Origin of the sequence: Hymenobacter perfusus (assembly GCF_003944765.1) — a bacterium.
In the GTDB taxonomy this organism is placed as follows: domain Bacteria; phylum Bacteroidota; class Bacteroidia; order Cytophagales; family Hymenobacteraceae; genus Hymenobacter; species Hymenobacter perfusus.
The window spans coordinates 63572-79765 of record NZ_RWIU01000010.1 but is presented as its reverse complement, the minus strand read 5'-3'; the positions used below and the strand labels follow the sequence as shown (position 1 = coordinate 79765).

Annotated in this window: 14 protein-coding genes; 5 read left to right on the top strand and 9 right to left on the bottom strand. The window is 54.5% G+C overall.

Annotation, left to right across the window (positions count from 1 at the left end; genetic code table 11):
- Positions 1-1396 precede the first annotated feature (1396 nt).
- The 5 genes from EI293_RS20845 (at position 1397) to EI293_RS20825 (ending at position 8989) form a co-directional block, all read left to right on the top strand.
- Positions 1397-1591 carry a hypothetical protein gene (locus tag EI293_RS20845; RefSeq protein ID WP_125440492.1) on the top strand — a complete coding sequence of 65 codons (195 nt, stop codon included), beginning with the start codon at positions 1397-1399 and terminating at the stop codon, positions 1589-1591.
- Between the two features lie 3 nt (positions 1592-1594).
- Positions 1595-3466, top strand: a complete 1872-nt coding sequence (locus tag EI293_RS20840) for a DUF262 domain-containing protein (RefSeq protein WP_125440491.1) — start codon at positions 1595-1597, stop codon at positions 3464-3466.
- Between the two features lies 1 nt (position 3467).
- Complete coding sequence (locus tag EI293_RS20835) at positions 3468-5867, top strand: DUF262 domain-containing protein (protein ID WP_125440490.1); 2400 nt, start codon at positions 3468-3470, stop codon at positions 5865-5867.
- A 109-nt stretch (positions 5868-5976) separates the two neighbouring features.
- Positions 5977-7884 carry an ADP-ribosylglycohydrolase family protein gene (locus tag EI293_RS20830; protein ID WP_170170477.1) on the top strand — a complete coding sequence of 636 codons (1908 nt, stop codon included), beginning with the start codon at positions 5977-5979 and terminating at the stop codon, positions 7882-7884.
- Between the two features lie 43 nt (positions 7885-7927).
- A complete protein-coding gene (locus EI293_RS20825) occupies positions 7928-8989 on the top strand; it encodes an HNH endonuclease (RefSeq protein WP_125440488.1) in 1062 nt (353 codons plus the stop codon).
- Positions 8990-9085: 96 nt separating this feature from the next.
- Here the strand turns inward: EI293_RS20825 and EI293_RS21990 are convergent, their stop codons facing one another.
- The 9 genes from EI293_RS21990 to EI293_RS20785 all read right to left on the bottom strand — a co-directional run bounded on the left by EI293_RS21990 (position 9086) and on the right by EI293_RS20785 (position 16134).
- Positions 9086-9295, bottom strand: a complete 210-nt coding sequence (locus EI293_RS21990; protein WP_148103288.1) for a hypothetical protein — start codon at positions 9293-9295, stop codon at positions 9086-9088.
- Positions 9296-9301: 6 nt separating this feature from the next.
- On the bottom strand, positions 9302-9655 hold the full coding sequence (locus EI293_RS20820; protein ID WP_125440487.1) for a uracil-DNA glycosylase family protein: 354 nt from the start codon (positions 9653-9655) through the stop codon (positions 9302-9304).
- Between the two features lie 16 nt (positions 9656-9671).
- The gene (locus tag EI293_RS20815) at positions 9672-9959 is read right to left on the bottom strand and encodes a hypothetical protein (RefSeq protein WP_125440486.1); all 288 of its coding nucleotides are present in this window, start codon (positions 9957-9959) and stop codon (positions 9672-9674) included.
- A 4-nt stretch (positions 9960-9963) separates the two neighbouring features.
- A complete protein-coding gene (locus EI293_RS20810; protein WP_125440485.1) occupies positions 9964-11016 on the bottom strand; it encodes a GIY-YIG nuclease family protein in 1053 nt (350 codons plus the stop codon).
- A gap of 121 nt (positions 11017-11137) precedes the next feature.
- A complete protein-coding gene (locus tag EI293_RS20805; protein ID WP_125440484.1) occupies positions 11138-12649 on the bottom strand; it encodes a Gfo/Idh/MocA family oxidoreductase in 1512 nt (503 codons plus the stop codon).
- Positions 12650-12769: 120 nt separating this feature from the next.
- Complete coding sequence (locus EI293_RS20800) at positions 12770-13627, bottom strand: TauD/TfdA dioxygenase family protein (protein WP_125440483.1); 858 nt, start codon at positions 13625-13627, stop codon at positions 12770-12772.
- 243 nt (positions 13628-13870) lie between these two features.
- Entirely contained in the window at positions 13871-14758 is an 888-nt protein-coding gene (locus tag EI293_RS20795; protein ID WP_170170476.1) for a class I SAM-dependent methyltransferase, read from the bottom strand.
- A 13-nt stretch (positions 14759-14771) separates the two neighbouring features.
- Positions 14772-15563 (bottom strand): radical SAM/SPASM domain-containing protein, encoded by a 792-nt coding sequence (locus tag EI293_RS20790; RefSeq protein WP_125440481.1) that lies wholly within the window; start codon positions 15561-15563, stop codon positions 14772-14774.
- Positions 15538-16134 carry a polysaccharide deacetylase family protein gene (locus EI293_RS20785; protein ID WP_125440480.1) on the bottom strand — a complete coding sequence of 199 codons (597 nt, stop codon included), beginning with the start codon at positions 16132-16134 and terminating at the stop codon, positions 15538-15540. The genes EI293_RS20790 and EI293_RS20785 overlap by 26 nt, the downstream gene beginning before the upstream one ends.
- Between the last annotated feature and the right edge of the window lie 60 nt (positions 16135-16194).

The following is a 16194-nucleotide window of genomic DNA, read 5'->3' as shown; positions in this document are numbered from 1 at the left end:
CCGACGGCAGCAGCCGGAAGTGCCCGTGCCGTGTTTGCAGCTAGATTGGGAACTAGGGCGAGTGGTGTCGCTACACGTGCGCGGAGAATCCTTCCGCTGGCAGGGCAAGGCATACTTTCTAGTGCATTCCCTGCTACCTGCACCCGACTGGTATAGCTCTCAAGGCGTCGTGTGTCACCTGTTAGGGTCGCCGGCCGCCACGCAGGCGAAGTTGCTTTTTCCCGCCCTTACTCCCGTCATCCCTTTGCTGTCAAACTTGGTTCCTACGGTCTCCTTCGGATTGCGCGAGCAGGTTGCTGTCGAGCAGGCCATGCCCCTTCCGGCTTCGCTCATAGCTCCACGGCCAGCACCACCCGTTTTTCTTGCGGGCGGCTGGGCAGTAGCCAGTCTGAAGGTAAGCGCCACGGCCTGCTACCCAACGACCGAGTCCATCCGGCCCTATTTGTGGGAAGGCTGCCGGAACTTCTCGGCTTCTGTGCTTACAGCTCCTGCCCCGTCGCTCGCGGCACACCAGTCCGTGCTCACCCGCCTGATCGCGCACCTCGCCTCGTCCATAGACAAGGTGCAACCGCTAGAACTACATAATCCGGCCCAGGAGCACGGGCGGGGCGTGAGCTGTTTTCCGCCCGGGTCCTTGCCCTCGGCCAGAACGCATCTGCCTTCCCGCCGAAGCCGCCCGCTGGGGCATTTTCATCTGTAGCGCGGCGGCGCGCACTATTACCTGACGCACTTAGCCGCCGACCAGCAACTGGTGTTGCTCTATGATCAGCACTTGACCTCGCTGACGAACGCCGAGTTATCCGAGTTTTTATACCAAGTGAGTTATACCCGCTCACTAGTGGACATCCCCCAGGCCCTATCCCAGAAAATTGGCAAAACGATCGTCCTCGAAACACATTCCGAAACCGATCCGGCTGCCCTGCCAGCATGGTGCCGACAGCAGATGCACTGGAGCCTGTGTTTGTATAATGCCTATCAGTATCTTCTCACTTCCTCCGCCAAACGGTCGGGTGGTCAACCACGGGTCTCTTCCGCTTCCTATCTATTTTTCTTGGCGAAGCGCTACCTAGAACGTGGCTACTTGCATTTTCCTGGGCAGCAATTACACGAGTCTCCGGATAAAGATGTAGCGACCTCTTACGATAAGATGAACGATCATAATTCCAGGCTTAATTGAACTTACACGATTGGTTAATGTATAATACCAATATATTATACTTTGCCAGATTATTTTGTTTTTTCCGGTGATTAGGTTTCATAGTTAACAGTTATGATTCCTAAACTTTCGTGATGGGGTGGTTACGGGCCGTAGTGCAGGTATCCGGCTGGCCGTGTAGATTGCACTCCCTATAGCCCCTGAATCTTTTGCGGCTGATCCTCCACCACTCCTTATTATATGTGTCCGACTTCCGATCCCGAAGAAGAGCCAACGGTTCCTTCCCACAACATCACGGACAAGGAACTCGACCGGGACTTGATCAATCTACACTTGCCGGAGCCTGACAGCTATTTCGGCACCGAGGCCGAGCTTCGGAAGCTCCACGCCTCGGAGGAATACGACCGCATCATGAGTGAATCCAACGACCAGTAGTAAATGAAGAGCGCAGTACGACTTTCTGCCATTGGCGAACTGCTGGGCAAGAACTTCTTCATCCCGGCGTACCAGCGGGGGTATCGGTGGGACAAACAACAAGTGGTCGACTTGTTGAATGACATCGCGAGCTTTGCCGAGAAGCCGAACAAGAAACAGGGGGAGTTTTATTGCCTGCAGCCGGTGGTGGTGCGGCCACGAACCGCCGGCGCGTCTCCAACGGGCGAACAGATTCCTGCTGAACCGTGCTGGGAAGTTGTAGACGGGCAGCAGCGATTGACGACGCTGAAGATTCTCTTTCTCTACCTCATCCGGGTGCATCTGCGGGGGGCATCCTTCAGAAGCGAATACAAGCGGGAGTTATTCAACCTGCACTACGAGACCCGGGCGACCACCAATTCCTTTTTGGAAAATATAGAGGAAGGGAACGAGGAATGCATAGACCATTACTACATCGCTCAGGCCTTCACGCACATTCGGGAGTGGTTTGAGGAAAAGGACGAGCCTGGGTTTATCAGGGAATCAGTTCTTCGGACGCTGGTGGGGACCAGCAAACAGCACCGTGCCGAGGGAATCGTGCAGGTTATCTGGTATGAGCTCGCGGCAACTGAAAATGCAATTGACAGCTTTACACGCATCAACCTAGGGAAGATACCCTTGACAAATGCTGAGCTGATCAAAGCGTTGTTTCTGCAAACCAGAAACTTTGGCGCCGATGGGGGCGAGTTGGGGCGGCTGCGCCAACTGGAGATTGCTGCGGAGTGGGACCGGATAGAAAACACGCTGCAGAACGACGACTTGTGGTGGTTCTTAAACAAGGGAGAGAACAACGCCAGCGCCCGCATCGAATTCATTTTTGACCTTATCAACCAATTGGAGGGCCAGGGCACGACCGACCCGGCTGCGCAAATCGGTTCGGATGACTACGCCACGTTTCGCTTTTACTACCGGCGCGCTACCGGGGCTGACGCATCCCGTTTCGTACAACAGCAGTGGGCCGCTGTCAAGATGCGCTTCAACCAGTTGCTAGAGTGGTACCAGGACCCGGAGTGGTATCACTACGTGGGCTTCCTAATTTATTGCGGGGAGCGGATTGAAGACTTGGTGATGCTTTACCAGGAAGCGACCAGAAGTGCTATCACGGCAGCGCTGAAAGCCCGAATCGCGGCTAGGCTGGCTGATACATCAACGGGACGTTTGCAATGGGAGTGTGACGCTACCGGAGTATACTCGCTGCAACTGCCTTACAATGACCGGAACCGGGAACTGGTGCGCCGGGTGCTGCTGCTCTTTAACCTGCAGGAAGTAATTCGCCAGCGCCATTCCTCGCTGGGATTCACCCGGTTTCCATTCAAGGTATTCAAGCAGGAAATGTGGGACATCGAGCATATCGACTCTTCATCGGAAAGGCCCTTGACCAATGCGGAGGACCAACTCAAGTGGTTGGCGGCCGCGCAGCACGACCTGCCCCAATTGAAGGCTAATTCATTACTGCTGCAACGCATCCAAACATTCGAGGTTGCAAAGCATGAGCAGCGGGAAGACTTTCAGGATATCTACCAGGCCATCGTGGAACTCGCTGGCGAAGCCGAGAATGACACCCAAACAAAGAATGGTATTGGGAACCTCACCCTGCTCGATGCGCGCACGAACCGCTCCTATGGCAACGCGCTCTTCGTCACCAAGCGCCGACGAATCATTGAGAATGACACAGCTGGACAATTCATCCCGCCTTGTACTAAAAATGTGTTTTTAAAATACTTCGACTTGCAAGGAGTTACCAGAACCAGTTGGGGGGTGGCAGATATCCGGGCACATAGCGACCGAATAGCAAGCGCGCTAGCTGATTTCTTACCCGCCAAGCCGCTCAACTGAGATGGAAAAATACAACTTAGAGCAACTGCTGGCTGGCGAGATAGCGTTGGCGGAGCAATCAACCATCCGTTTTGCCGGCGTGCAGGTACCCATGATTCAGCGCGACTATGCCCAGGGGCGAAAGTCGGAAGCAGCCGTGCGTAACCGCTTCCTTACAGCGCTGTTCGACGCGCTGCTCGGTGGTCGCCCGCTCACGCTGGATTTTGTTTATGGCTCGGTACAGAAGCTGGATGACCAATCGTATTTCGTGCCTCTCGACGGACAGCAGCGGCTGACGACGCTGTTTCTGCTGCATTGGTACATCGGCAACTGCGAGCTGACCGGCGACGAACGAAATGACCAGCAAGCGCGCCTCCGCCGGTTCAGCTACGCGACCCGCAGCACGGCCCGCGACTTTTGCGAAAACCTCACGGCCGTCGTGCTCGAGCCCGCAGCCGAGCCCAGCTCCGCCATCCGCAACCTAGCTTGGTTTTACCGCAGCTACGAGCAGGACCCCACCGTCCAAGCCATGCTGGGTATGCTTGATGCCATTTGGGAAAAGTACCGGGCCTGCGGCGTAACGACTCTGTTCCCCGCGCTGGCTGGCTTGACGTTTTACGTCCTACCCCTTGATGGCTTCGGCCTGTCGGATGAGCTGTACATCAAGATGAATGCGCGGGGCAAACAGCTTACAAGCTTTGAGAATTTTAAAGCGGACTTGCTGAACTGGCTGGGTGCCGAAGACAACTCCTACCGCGCCGAGTTTGAGCAAACAACCATGTTAAATGGCCATCAACTGCCTTACTACCTGATATTTGCTACCAAGCTTGATACGAGTTGGACCGATCTGTTCTGGGGGCTGGGCTTCAGGAGCACTATGCTGGATGCAGCCTACCTGCGCTTCTGGAACCGCTTTTTGGCGGCGCGCTACCTGGTAGAGCCCGAGGCGACTGCTAAGCTGGCAGAGCCGTTGACTGACCTGGACAAAGGGCATGAGCGTGCGGAGTACACCGGTTTTTCGCAGTACCAACCTTTGTTCGCCAAGCCGGGCACCATTGCCGCGGCTGAACGACTGCTGGATGGCCTAGTCGCGCATCACGCCGCGATTCATGCGGCCGTTGCGGCCACGTGGGGAGAACAGGCGACCGACTGGAACGTGCTGGCGCGCCCTATCAGCCAACGGCAACGCATTCTCTTTCTGGCCCTGATGCTATACCTAGACAGGCCCGGCTTTGACGAGGTGGCGTTGCGGCGTTGGTTGCGCGTGGTCTGGAATCTCAGCATCGACCCCGACGTGCGTAGCGCCGAAGCCATGATTTCCGTCATGCGGGTGGTGGCCAAGCTGGGCGTGGGAGCACCCAGCATTTACTCTTTCTTAGCTTCCGATGAGTGCGCGGTCATTGTTCAACCGGAAGGTTCCTTTGTCAGCAGGCAGCTGTCGGAGGAGCGGCAGAAAGCCATCCTGATCTTAGCCGATGAGGCCTGGGAAGACGCGCTGGTGGCCAGTGAAAAGCACGGGCTTTTTCGGGGCAATGTTGGGTTCCTGCTATTGGATGCCCCGTCCCTGCCGGAATTTCAACGCCGTGCTGCTGTAGCGAGCAGCTTGTTTTCGGCCAGGGGGGCTCAGCAAAACCTAGGTGAAGAATACCTGCTGCTGCGGGCCGTTATCAGCCAGGCGCCTGACTGGGACTGGCTGCAAAAGCTGAACCTAGAGGATAGCGAAGACAACTGGCGGCTGTTGCTCAGAAGAAATGACGTCGTACGCGCTTTTATCGGGCAGCTTACAGAACTGACATGGGAGGAAATCACGGAGCAGACGCTGCCGGACCTGGTAGATCAGCCTTCCAGGCTGGAAGTCCCTGCTTCGCACCTGGAACAGCGGGTGCGCCTGGTGCACGAATACCTTTACCAGTTGGTCGACCTGCAACGATGGATGCAGACTCGGAACATTGGGGCAACGGGGCTTAAATGGAAGGACGAACACATATACGCTTACCGGTATTTTGGGCGCGATTACACGCGGGTGATGCTGGATACCTATCGCAACCAAATAGCGAACGTCCTCATTGAGCTATTAGGCTTCACCACGGAGCAGCGCTGCGGAAACAGCGCTTGCTTCTGGGGCGATTGGCTGACGCTCCACCGGCCAGACGGCCAGTGGACCTTGACAGCGCAATTTGACCCCTGGCATACATTACGCATCGGGGTAATGCGCTCGGGTGCCTCAGCGCTCGAAGTCAACGAGCTGGTCACCGACGCTGAGCAGGATGACTACTGGCTGGTGCGAAAAAACTATCCCTATGCCACGGTAACCAGTATGCAGCAGGTCATAGAGTTAGTGCAGCGCATCAAGCAGGAAATTGTTAATGAAGAATTCTTGCAAGCTCGCATCGTGATGCCAGCGAGCGTGGAGGTAGTTTAACCCGGTCTTCCATTCTGCTGGCTGGGGCGGCTAGCTTCACGTTATTTTATCAAACACCTGTGTGTTTATGAGTCAGATGTTTACTGCTAGTTTGGTCTGCTTTTCCGACTTGCTGCCGACCGCTGCCCCTGTGCTGTGGCGGGCGTTAGCAGCCGCTTTGGACGAGCATAAGATTCCGTATCACTTGTTGCCGCTGACCAAGGATATCTGGGCGGTCGATTACATGCCGGTTCAGGTGAGCCGAACGGAATTCGTGCAGTTCCGCTATGATCCATCGTACTTGAAGTACAAGAAGTACGCCGACAAGCGAACCGATGCCGCTCCGATTATGGCGATGTTGCCCCTACCGGTAGCCGCTACCAGTATGCTGCGCCTCGACGGCGGCAACGTGGTCCGGGTGGGACAGAAGGTTATCGTCACTGACCGGGTGTTTGCCGAAAACCCTGGCATTCCGGTGGACCAAGTGCGCCGGCAGCTCAGCGAGGAACTGCGGGCCGAACTGATTGTTATTCCCGCCGATCCGCGCGACTTCACAGGCCATGCCGACGGTATGGTGTACGCCCTGGACGAGCAAACAGTGCTCGTCAACAACTACCGAGGCAAAGAGTCCACCCTGGGGCAGCAGGTGACCAGCGTACTGCAGAACGCCGGCCTGACGGTCATCCCGTTTCCCTACTTTCCCCAGGAAGGAAGTGCTACCTCGGCGGTGGGCGCCTACATCAATTTCGTACGGGTGGGAGCCTTGGTGCTCTTGCCAGTGTTCGGGCTGCCTACCGACGAAGCGGCGGTGTACCAGACCGAGCTATTGTTTCCCGGGTGCCAGGTGGTACCCATGTTGGCAAACGAGCTGGCTCCTCATGGCGGGCTGCTGCACTGCGTGACCTGGGCCGTTGACCAGCCCGGCGTACATGCCCTGCCCACAGAGTTGCCTCTGCCCAACGCACACTCCTACTATGGGCGAGTATTGTTCCAGACATGGGGCGATTCCTCTGAGCCGATCCGTCCTCTGGACCGGCGGGACCGCTACCGCGGGAGCCTGCTCGGCGCTACCTACGGCGATGCACTGGCTGCGCAAAGCGCCCCCACCCAGATTCCAGCACAGGCTACGGCGGTGACGCAGCTGATGCTGTTCACGGCGGAAGGGCTGCTCCGGGCCGAGCATCGCGCCATGCAAAAAGGCATCGGCGGGGCCGGGCCGCAGATCGTCTGGGAAAGCTGGCTGCGCTGGCTCAGCACGCAGGGCATCGACCGACCGGGGTGGCACAAGGCCGAGGAATGGCCTTCGGGCTGGCTCAGCCGGCAACCGGCGCTACAGCACTCTCGAAAGCCGGCGCCCACTACCTGGCTGGCGCTGACCACCTCGCCGGCTCACCCCCCGCAGCCCGCGGTAAACACCAGCATGGGCGCGGACCCGCTGGTGCGCGTGGTGCCTTTTGGTCTCTTTCACTTCCACTCCGCGCCATATGCCCTGGAGCAGGCGAGTGCAGTAACGGCCTATACCCACGGGCATGCCGTGGCCCAGGCAGCGGCCGGCTGGGTGGCGGCCACGGTGGCCCTGCTCGTGCGTGGTCTCCCGCTGGTGGAATCGGCTCAGGTAGCTTGGCACCTCCTGCCGCCCGATTCAGAAGCAGGCGCTCGGTGCCGGCACGCCGTGCGAATGGCCCTGCAGCTGCACGAAAAACCGACCCACTTGCTTGCGGACGACTACCACCGGTACATGCAGGCGCGCACCGCACCGGCGGCACTGATGGGGGCGGTCTATCACGCGCTGCACTTCCGGGAGGCCCCGGAAACTGCCCTGGCAACAGCGGCCCAAGCCGGTGGGCGCACCATGGCAGCGCTGACGGGAGCCCTGCTCGGGGCGCAGCTGGGCGAGTCGGCCTGGCCGGCGGCGTGGCGCAGCCGGCACGACCTGGCCGGGCTGACCCTCGCGCTGGCCGATGACTTGTTTACCCGCGTCAAGGGCGACTCGTTGACGCTGGACCACGAATGGTGGGAGCGCTATCCCGGGTACTAAGCAAACGCATCCTCTCTCAACACCTCTACGCCCACGCTTAACCATGGAGTTCATTGAAAATTACGGCATCCTGGCTTCCATCGCCTGGAACAGCAACAACTGGAGTGCCGACCCAACGGCGGCCGACCTGAAACGGTCGAAGTACGACTTTGTCAAAGAAAACCAGCACACGCACGAAAGCATCAACTTCGGGCATGAGCGGTACCCGGCCGAGGCTGACGGGTTCTACATTGGTTATACACCAATGCTGCGCCGCTTGCCAGACGTAGAAAAGGCCAAAAATGTATGTGCGGTGTTTTTCCTAAGCTCGGACTACCAGCAGCAGAACCGCAAGTGCATTGTAGGGATGTACGGGTTTCCCGAGTTGGGATGGTTTGAGCGCACGGCGGAGCACCCGGTCTACGAGACGTACGACGCCGGCAACGTCCGCTCGCACGTGGACGACATCATCTATTTCGAGCAGCCGGTGGTCATTGACAACGAGCGCGTCGTGCGGGAGGGGCTGCTGCCGAAGGGCAAGCTGATTTCCCAGCAGGGGTTCAACTACCTGGATTCAGACAACGTCTTCAACATCCTGTTGCTGGCCGCTCGGCAAAACCCCAATAATGCCAAGCTCGCCCAGCTGCTGAAGAAATTCCCCAACGACCTGAGCTACGTCACCGAGGTTATTGACACGGATGCGTTTCGGGATTTCCTAGGCAGCCAGGACGCGGACAGTTTGGAGTCGCTCGCCCGGCTGGAAAAGAAGATGCATCAGCTACGCGCGCAGCTGAAGGAACGCGTTTCGTCCTTCATTGAGCGCGGAGCTATAGCCAGCAGGGTGAAGGCGTTGACACAGTACAAGTGCCTGGTCTGTGAGGCGCTGGGGATGAACCCAGTAGGCTTTGCCAAGTCGGACGGTACTCCTTACGTCGAAACCCATCACGTCGAGCCCGTGGCGCAACGGGCAGTAGGTTCTTTGGGGTTAGCCAACCTCATCACGGTGTGCGCCAACCACCACCGCCAGTTGCATTACGGCAACGTGCGTCTGACCCAGCAGACGGCAACCCACTTCTCCTTTGAAATCGACGGGCGCAGGCTGGAAATACCGAAAATCAAGCTGTGAAGCTGCCCGTCAGAGCCCGCGCTGCTTGGTTTCGTGCAACGCGGGCGGGTCCTACTGATCGAGCCTCAGTAGCCCGTCGCTAACAGGTTTCGGTCTCTAACTTAGCGACGGTAGCAGCTGCCGGTAGGTGGCGAGGCGCCCTTCAACCGTATCGAATTTGAACCGGATGTATTCAGGCGATGGGGAGGGGAGTACCTGCTGCGGAACGGTTAGCTGCGCGGCCGAAACGCCATGCTGCGTTAGCTCGCCGGCCAGGCTTTTGAACCACTGCTGGGCCAGCTTACTGGTGAAGTAGAGCCCTTGCAAGGGGAGCTACAGCAGCCGGGCCAGCTCACGGACCTGGAACGTTACATTGGACAGGTCGGCGTCCCGGTTGCTGGCCTGCTTGCGCCGGGCCGAAAGCACCACGTCGGTGCAGCCTAGGCCCAGCTCCGTAAGCAGGCGCTGCCGGTCCGCGACAGTGGGCAGCGGACGCTGGTACACCTGTTCCAGGATGTGCCACAGGCTGCGCTTGTGCGTGCCGTAGTACCAGTCATCGGGCGTGCGCTCGGCCGCCGACTTTTGCGTCAGCTGGCGGCCCGGGAAGGTGCCGATGAGCAAGTAGCGGGCCTGCGCTGGCATAAAAGGCGGAAACGGGTGTTGCTCCAGCGTGGCGGAATCGGACATGGGATGGGGTGATAATTCAGTGGGCATGTTCGTCTAAATAGTCTTGCCACAGTGTTTCCCACTCGCGCACGTACGCTTGGGCCAATTCGTAGCTTGGGAAGTCGTAGCGGATGATTTCGGCGATTGGCAACGACTCCCATTGCTGAGTACCCGGGTGCCACACGTAATCCGTGCGGGTGCTGTATTCCACCACCAGTTGGCGGCAATCGTTCTCGCTGCTCGTGAAAGGCGAGAGCTTGAAGCACTTTACCTGGCTTAAGTCGAGGGTCAGACCCACGTGGGTTACGATTTTAGGAGCCTTCATGGGATCAGTTAAGATTGAGGCCGAACGCCCGGGAGCCCAGCTTGCGCTTGAACAGCTTTTCGTGTTGCCACACTTCATGGTCCGTCATGGACTTAGGCAGGGTCATCAGCAGCGTAAACTGAAAGTGACGGGCGTGGTCCGGCGCGGTGGCCAGCAAGCTGCGCAGCGCCACGTTGTTGCCGTGGCCGTTTGTTTTGGCGTAGACGCTCCAGCGCTGCCAGACGCCGCCCTCGCCGTACGCCGAGCCAATGTATTGCTGCCCGGTGAACGAGTCCAGAATCAGGTAAATGCCGGCGACGGCCGACAACATCCGGCGCCAGTCGTCCCGCGGGGATTGGCTGCCGACCAGCTCCTGTAGCTCCGCAAACGAGAGGGTGAAGTCGAGGTAATCGGTAAAGGGCCGGCTGAACGGTTTGGGCTGGATCTCCAGTACCACCTTCGGGGTGTCGGGCCGTAGCCACTGGTGCCAGCTCAGTGCGGCTTTGCCCCATTCGATGAGCACCCGATCCTTCAGCTCCTCGAAGCCGGGCACTTCGGTTAGCTGGTAGTAGTAGTGCTCGTCGGTCTCACGCTCGACGCTTAGCACGCGGTACACCCCAACGAACCGGGCCTGGGAGCCGGACTCACCTAGACAGGCGACTACGTAGTCGCACTTGTGGAAGATGGGGTTACCCTGCTGCCGCTGGTAGTCTAGGAAGTCTGCGTAGCGGTTCCGGTATACTTCATGCACGTCCAGCGCCCCGCTGGTATCCCGGTGGCGGACGAGCTTGGTGCGGGCCTGCGGCGGCAGCCCCCGGTAGTAGAGCAGTTCTTGCAGCGAGAGTACCGGCCGCGGCGCCTCCTTGAAATGATAGGTGCAGCCGTCCAATACGCCTTCTTCCAGGCCGGGGTAGCTAAATACAATCTCTCGGCCCTGAGCCTCGCGCAGCAGTGAGAGTAAGCCGCAGGGGCCAAACCCAAAGAGGTTGCTCATAGGATCTTCCGCGTGTGGGTAGCGGCGACGGTACACGTTAAGCAAGACCTCTAACTCGTCGGCCTCGGTTTGTTCTGATTGCATTGGTATAGGAGCGTTGGGTAAGAAGTTCTACCCAATAAGCATTTCGAAGCGGGACGGTGCAAATCCAAGATATCCCGAAAATTTAGCTGACTTTGGCGGCAACCTTGCCATCGCCCAGCACCTACCTTAGCTCACTGTTCGTGGGAGCTATACCACTCCATACAACTTCTTCCAGACTTAAGGCGCATTTAATCACGTTAGACTGATTGTTCTGCCTACGAATGTGGGAAGAATACATCCCACTCATCATCTGCACGGGAACGAAATGGTCGTCAATCTGAGATTGAACCGCGGCTTTAGGTAGGCGTCCAGTAAGATAGGCTGCAAACTCTGCTACAACCTGGTACTTGACCCGCTCCATTGTAATCATGGAGTCAGCCGCTTGGTTAATGTTCACCGTGATGTCGCTTAGCTTGTAAACCTGAGGCTGACTGACTGCATCAGCTACAAAGGGGTTTCTGAAAACATAGATGTCAAAGTGGTTTTTGCCCCCTAGATAATCTTCCGGCCCATTGTGCTCATCATGCTTGTCTGAGGCCTGATAGGCATGAATCTGTATGTTTTGGAAAGGTCCCTGTTGAATGTGATAGCTCTCGTGCTTTATCCGACCGTTTCCTTTGTACAAATCATGACCTGGCTGAACCCAGGTGCGGCCCGCAAATCCATTGTGTAGGAGGTTTATATTGAAATTAGCAATCGCTGCCTCGTTCTTTTTTAAAGTGATAATAGCTGACGCGTCGATTTCGCCAAAATCGTTGCAAAGCTGTCTGAGCTGCTCGTCAGACCACTGATTCACTTTCTCGTACTCTTTGCCAAATATTTTCAGGTAATCATCCTCTGTCAGCTGGTTAAAAAATCCATTAGGTTGTACAAATGAGCTAACAACTTCCATCGAGTCTGCCAGCTTGTCACGTGTTTCGGATGCTTTATATAACTGATAAACAGTATCTAAAATATGGTAACCACTGTGCGACACTTTTCCGTATCCGAAGCAGTAAGGGTGGTACTCTTGCGTAACGATTTCGTTGGGTAAACGCCATTGCCCATCACAGTGGTACGCTTGAATGAATGTTACTGGGCAATTTGTTGCTTTCGCGACTTCGCGAATTTTGTCCTGCACAAACTGAAACCCTTTATGAAACCGTCTTTGTGAATTAACCATAAAGACCGTCTCTTTTCTAAGCTGAAGCGCATTATACTTCTCCAGTAGAAATGTATAGTCGTCGAGAATGCCTTCTGCACTGGCTACGTTAGTAGCGGCATCCGCTCGGGTTGTGATGGGTTTGTCGATGAGGATGCTTAAGTGATTGCACAGTGCCCACTTAGCGTATGCTTTATGTACCAAGGGTTCCGTAGCGATAATCACCCCCGTAACCCCATTTTCGATTACGAAGGATGAAAGCTTTTGCGCAACGTCATCCGGAATATTGTCTGCAAATGGTCTGATAAACCACAGCTCTGTATCGGGAATTTCTTTGGTGGCATTACGAACGGCGGTTTCTTGACTTTCTAGGTCAATAACCAAGCTTAATTCTATGTGCCGCAGTTGACGCAATGCGGGTAGATAAACCCGCCTGGCATGTGGACCGCATCCCACTAAGATGATGCGAGCCTTCGTATAACCTTCACTCATACTGGCCTGATATTCTATCACAAGGGTATGTTGCGCTACTCAATTGTTGCTTATATCGAGCAGCTAACGGGAGGCGATATGCATCCAGCATATCGCCTGCATCATCCTTAACCCAGTGAGTTAAAAAGGAATTTCTCCACCAATTGTAACACGTTTGAGAACTCGCCTAACGGTTGAGTCGAAAGCTGGGCGATAGTGAATCGTTGCCCGGTTATCCCAAAAAACCAAATCGCCTTTCCTCCAATGATGCTCATATCGGAAGCTCAGCTGCCCAACATGGTCATACAGGAGTGACCAAATGCGCTTTCCCTTCTCGTAGGAGACATTATCAATCTCCATTTCGTAGGCCAGGTTTAGATATAGTATTTTCTCGTGATTCAACGGGTGGGTACGAACCAGGGGGTGCGAGAAGGTTTCACCTGGCGGAACATCCTCGCGTCGATCCACATATTTTGCACTTACCGACCCAAATGGCCTGTAGAAGGGATTGAAGGTAGTTAGCTGCAATTCACTGATAGACTGCTGGGTTTTAGAATCAAGTAGGCTATACGCTTTCACCATATCTGTCCAGATAGTCGGTGGAGAGCCTTCTTCAATATCCAGGGCGTACAACAGCGAAGCCGATGAAGGACAGCGTAGCCACTGATGGTCTGAGTGTGGCAGGACCTCCTGATGCCCTAGGTAGGACTTTGCGAATTCGTGAGCTTGGTTACCCACAACCACGATTGAGCCTGCCGAGTCCTTGCTCCCCAAAACAGGAGACTTATCATCAGGAACGAAAGGCGGACCAAATTTGAAAGCAAAATCCTGCAGTTGCTCGTCAGTAAGGTTCTGATTTGGAATGACTACGACCCGGTGACGGCTGAGCAGGTCCTGGATTTGTAATACTTGAGCTACAGTGATGCCAGTGGCTACGTTGGCTTCGTGGACTGTGACGCCTACACCATTTTTGTTTACTGTAAAGGAGAGCTTGGTCATTCGTATAGGTATTGTTGAGGCGGAATTGGTAGTTGAGCCTTTGTTCAAACGGGTAGTGCAAAGCTTGATAGAGAATAACTCTCTAGTTCAGTCCTGTCAATCTTCCCGATTCTAAGTAGTAAGGTAGCCACGATTGATGGTAGTCTCTTTATAAAAAGGAGCCTCAGCGTTTTGGCCACATGTCCAAGCTACACTCGTCCAATTGTATTCGTTTTGGTCTCACGGCGGTGGATAGCCTGACTCTTACGCCACCCTGCAAACCTCCAACATGACCATTCCTTTCTCGAAATGATTAAACATATGGACTTCAACTTTATAGTTGATGGCCTCTAAAAACGCTATCCATTTTCCCACTATGATAACCTCATCGTCCCTGTTTGCATCATCTAGCAGAACCAATGCTTTGTCGGCAAAGTACTCATGTAGTAAAGGAACTGCCGGGTACCGAGCTAAGAATTGAGTGGTACGGGGCGGGCCGTCGATGACGAGTATATCTATCTTCCTTGTTAAATCCACTTCCTCAATGTCGTACCATTTCCAACTTTGCTCACCAACGGTATACTCCTTGAGAGGGCAGTGCTGAACAATAGAGTTGGACTCTGCCTCATTTACTTTAACATTCTCTCTGGTTTTGGCAGCATAATGGTCTTCGTGGTCCAACGAAACCACTTTGCCACAGTTGTTTAGCTTCAGGGCCAGCGCAATTACCACTGTTGACACCCCACTGCTTGCCTCTAGAACGAAAGCCGGTTTTTGCTTGAGGATTACCTCAATAATTTTTGCAAGAAAGTCCGGTGACCCAGCCCACCCTCTGGTTGGCGGCAGAAGTTTTAAGTTAGGCAGGCTATTGTATATCGAAAACAGGGATTCAAGCTGGAGAAATTGATTTTCAAGCTTTTGATCAATAACAGGGATTCTGCCAGGCACTAATTTGCTGCGTTGGTCTTCTGTAGGCTCATCAGTCTGGTTGGCCAACGGTTCAAGGCCTAGTTGAATCAACTGCTGAGAAAGTAAGTCTAATTTTCTCTCAACACGCAATAGGGCGCCATCTCTGTCGCCGATAGTTGAGCTTGGCGACGGCGCGTTAAACGCCCTTTTTAGGCTATCAATTAATGCTTTTAAACGCTTCATTAGAGGCTTTTGGCTAAACATCTACTGCAACCTCCTGTATATAGTCAGAGCATTTAGAGCATAGCTTATAGCATTTTCTCAGACCTTTGCGCAAGTCGGCGATTTGTTTCTGCCGTATGCTGCCATACCATATATCAATGATGTTTTCGTGCCGGATATCACCAATTTTATGAATTGCATGATAGTCTAAGCAGCACATAACGACCGAGCCGTCGTATCTGACTTCGACCTTTTTCTCAATCTTGGAGCATCCCGCTGTAATAGGCAAGGATAGTTCTTCCATTTTATGTTGAACATATCCCGCCCTATTTCCGAAGTTTTCCCCGCCTTTGACAATGTAGAAGTTCCAGGGGTAATCCTTTAGCTTGAGCTCTTCCTCGAAAGCATCACATTTCTCTTGAAATTCCTCGTCAGTCTTCCAGTCATAAATAGATAAAGTAAACTCTTTGATATTGTAGGTGCTTAGCTTCTCAACAGTTTCCCGGGTCAAGTAATCGCCATTGGTGAATAAGTAATTGTTCAGCCCCAGTTCTTTACATTTCTCAAAGAATGAGAAGATGCGCTTGTCGGTAAATACTTCATTGTAAAAATGGAATGAGATAAGCCCTTGGTACTTTATCTCGGCAAGTTCATACAATACCTTATGCACCAACGCTTCCGGCATTCGTGCTTTCTCACGGCTTTCGGTCGACCTTGTACAGAATGAGCAATTCCTATTGCAGAAGGAGTTGCATTCGATTGAAATCTTTTCAAACAGCGGATATGGTGGGGTAATCATCTCAAAGAAGCTTTTGTTTGAAGGCATTTAAATCGTCGTAGTAGGTTATGTACTTGCGCGGTATTTCAAACATGGATTCGGCAGCCCCAGCCGCACGTGCTACGCAGGTCAGGGCATTGCTAAAGCCCGCTTCTTTCACAATACCAATGGTTTCCCGCGTGTAGGCGCCGTGTGGATAGGCGAAGGAGCGAATCTCTCGCCCTATCAGCTGCTCTAATATCTTCTTGCTTTCGAGCACTTGGACGATAGCATCATCTTCACTGACTGTTGTCAACTTAACATGGTCCATGGTGTGCGCCCCAATCTCAACCTGGAGTCCAGCCAGCTCCGTTATTTGGCTTCTGGAAAGGATTCTGAGCTCACGGTTCCTAACATTCCCCCATGTAGCGCGCTTGCCCAAGTAGTTGGCTACCGGGTAGATTGCTGAGGGGAAGCCGAAGCTTTCCAGAATGGGGAAGGTTATATCATAAAACCGCTCGCATCCGTCATCGAAAGTGAGCACCACATAATCGGCATCTGGTGGGCTCTGGCTGCTGATGAGTTCTGTTGCCTTGCTTAATGAAATGACTTGATAACTGGAATTACTTAAAAACTCCATTTGGGAGTAAAAGTCTACTGTTCTACAGAAACAGTCCAGGTTAGTGTTCGCATGCGGGAT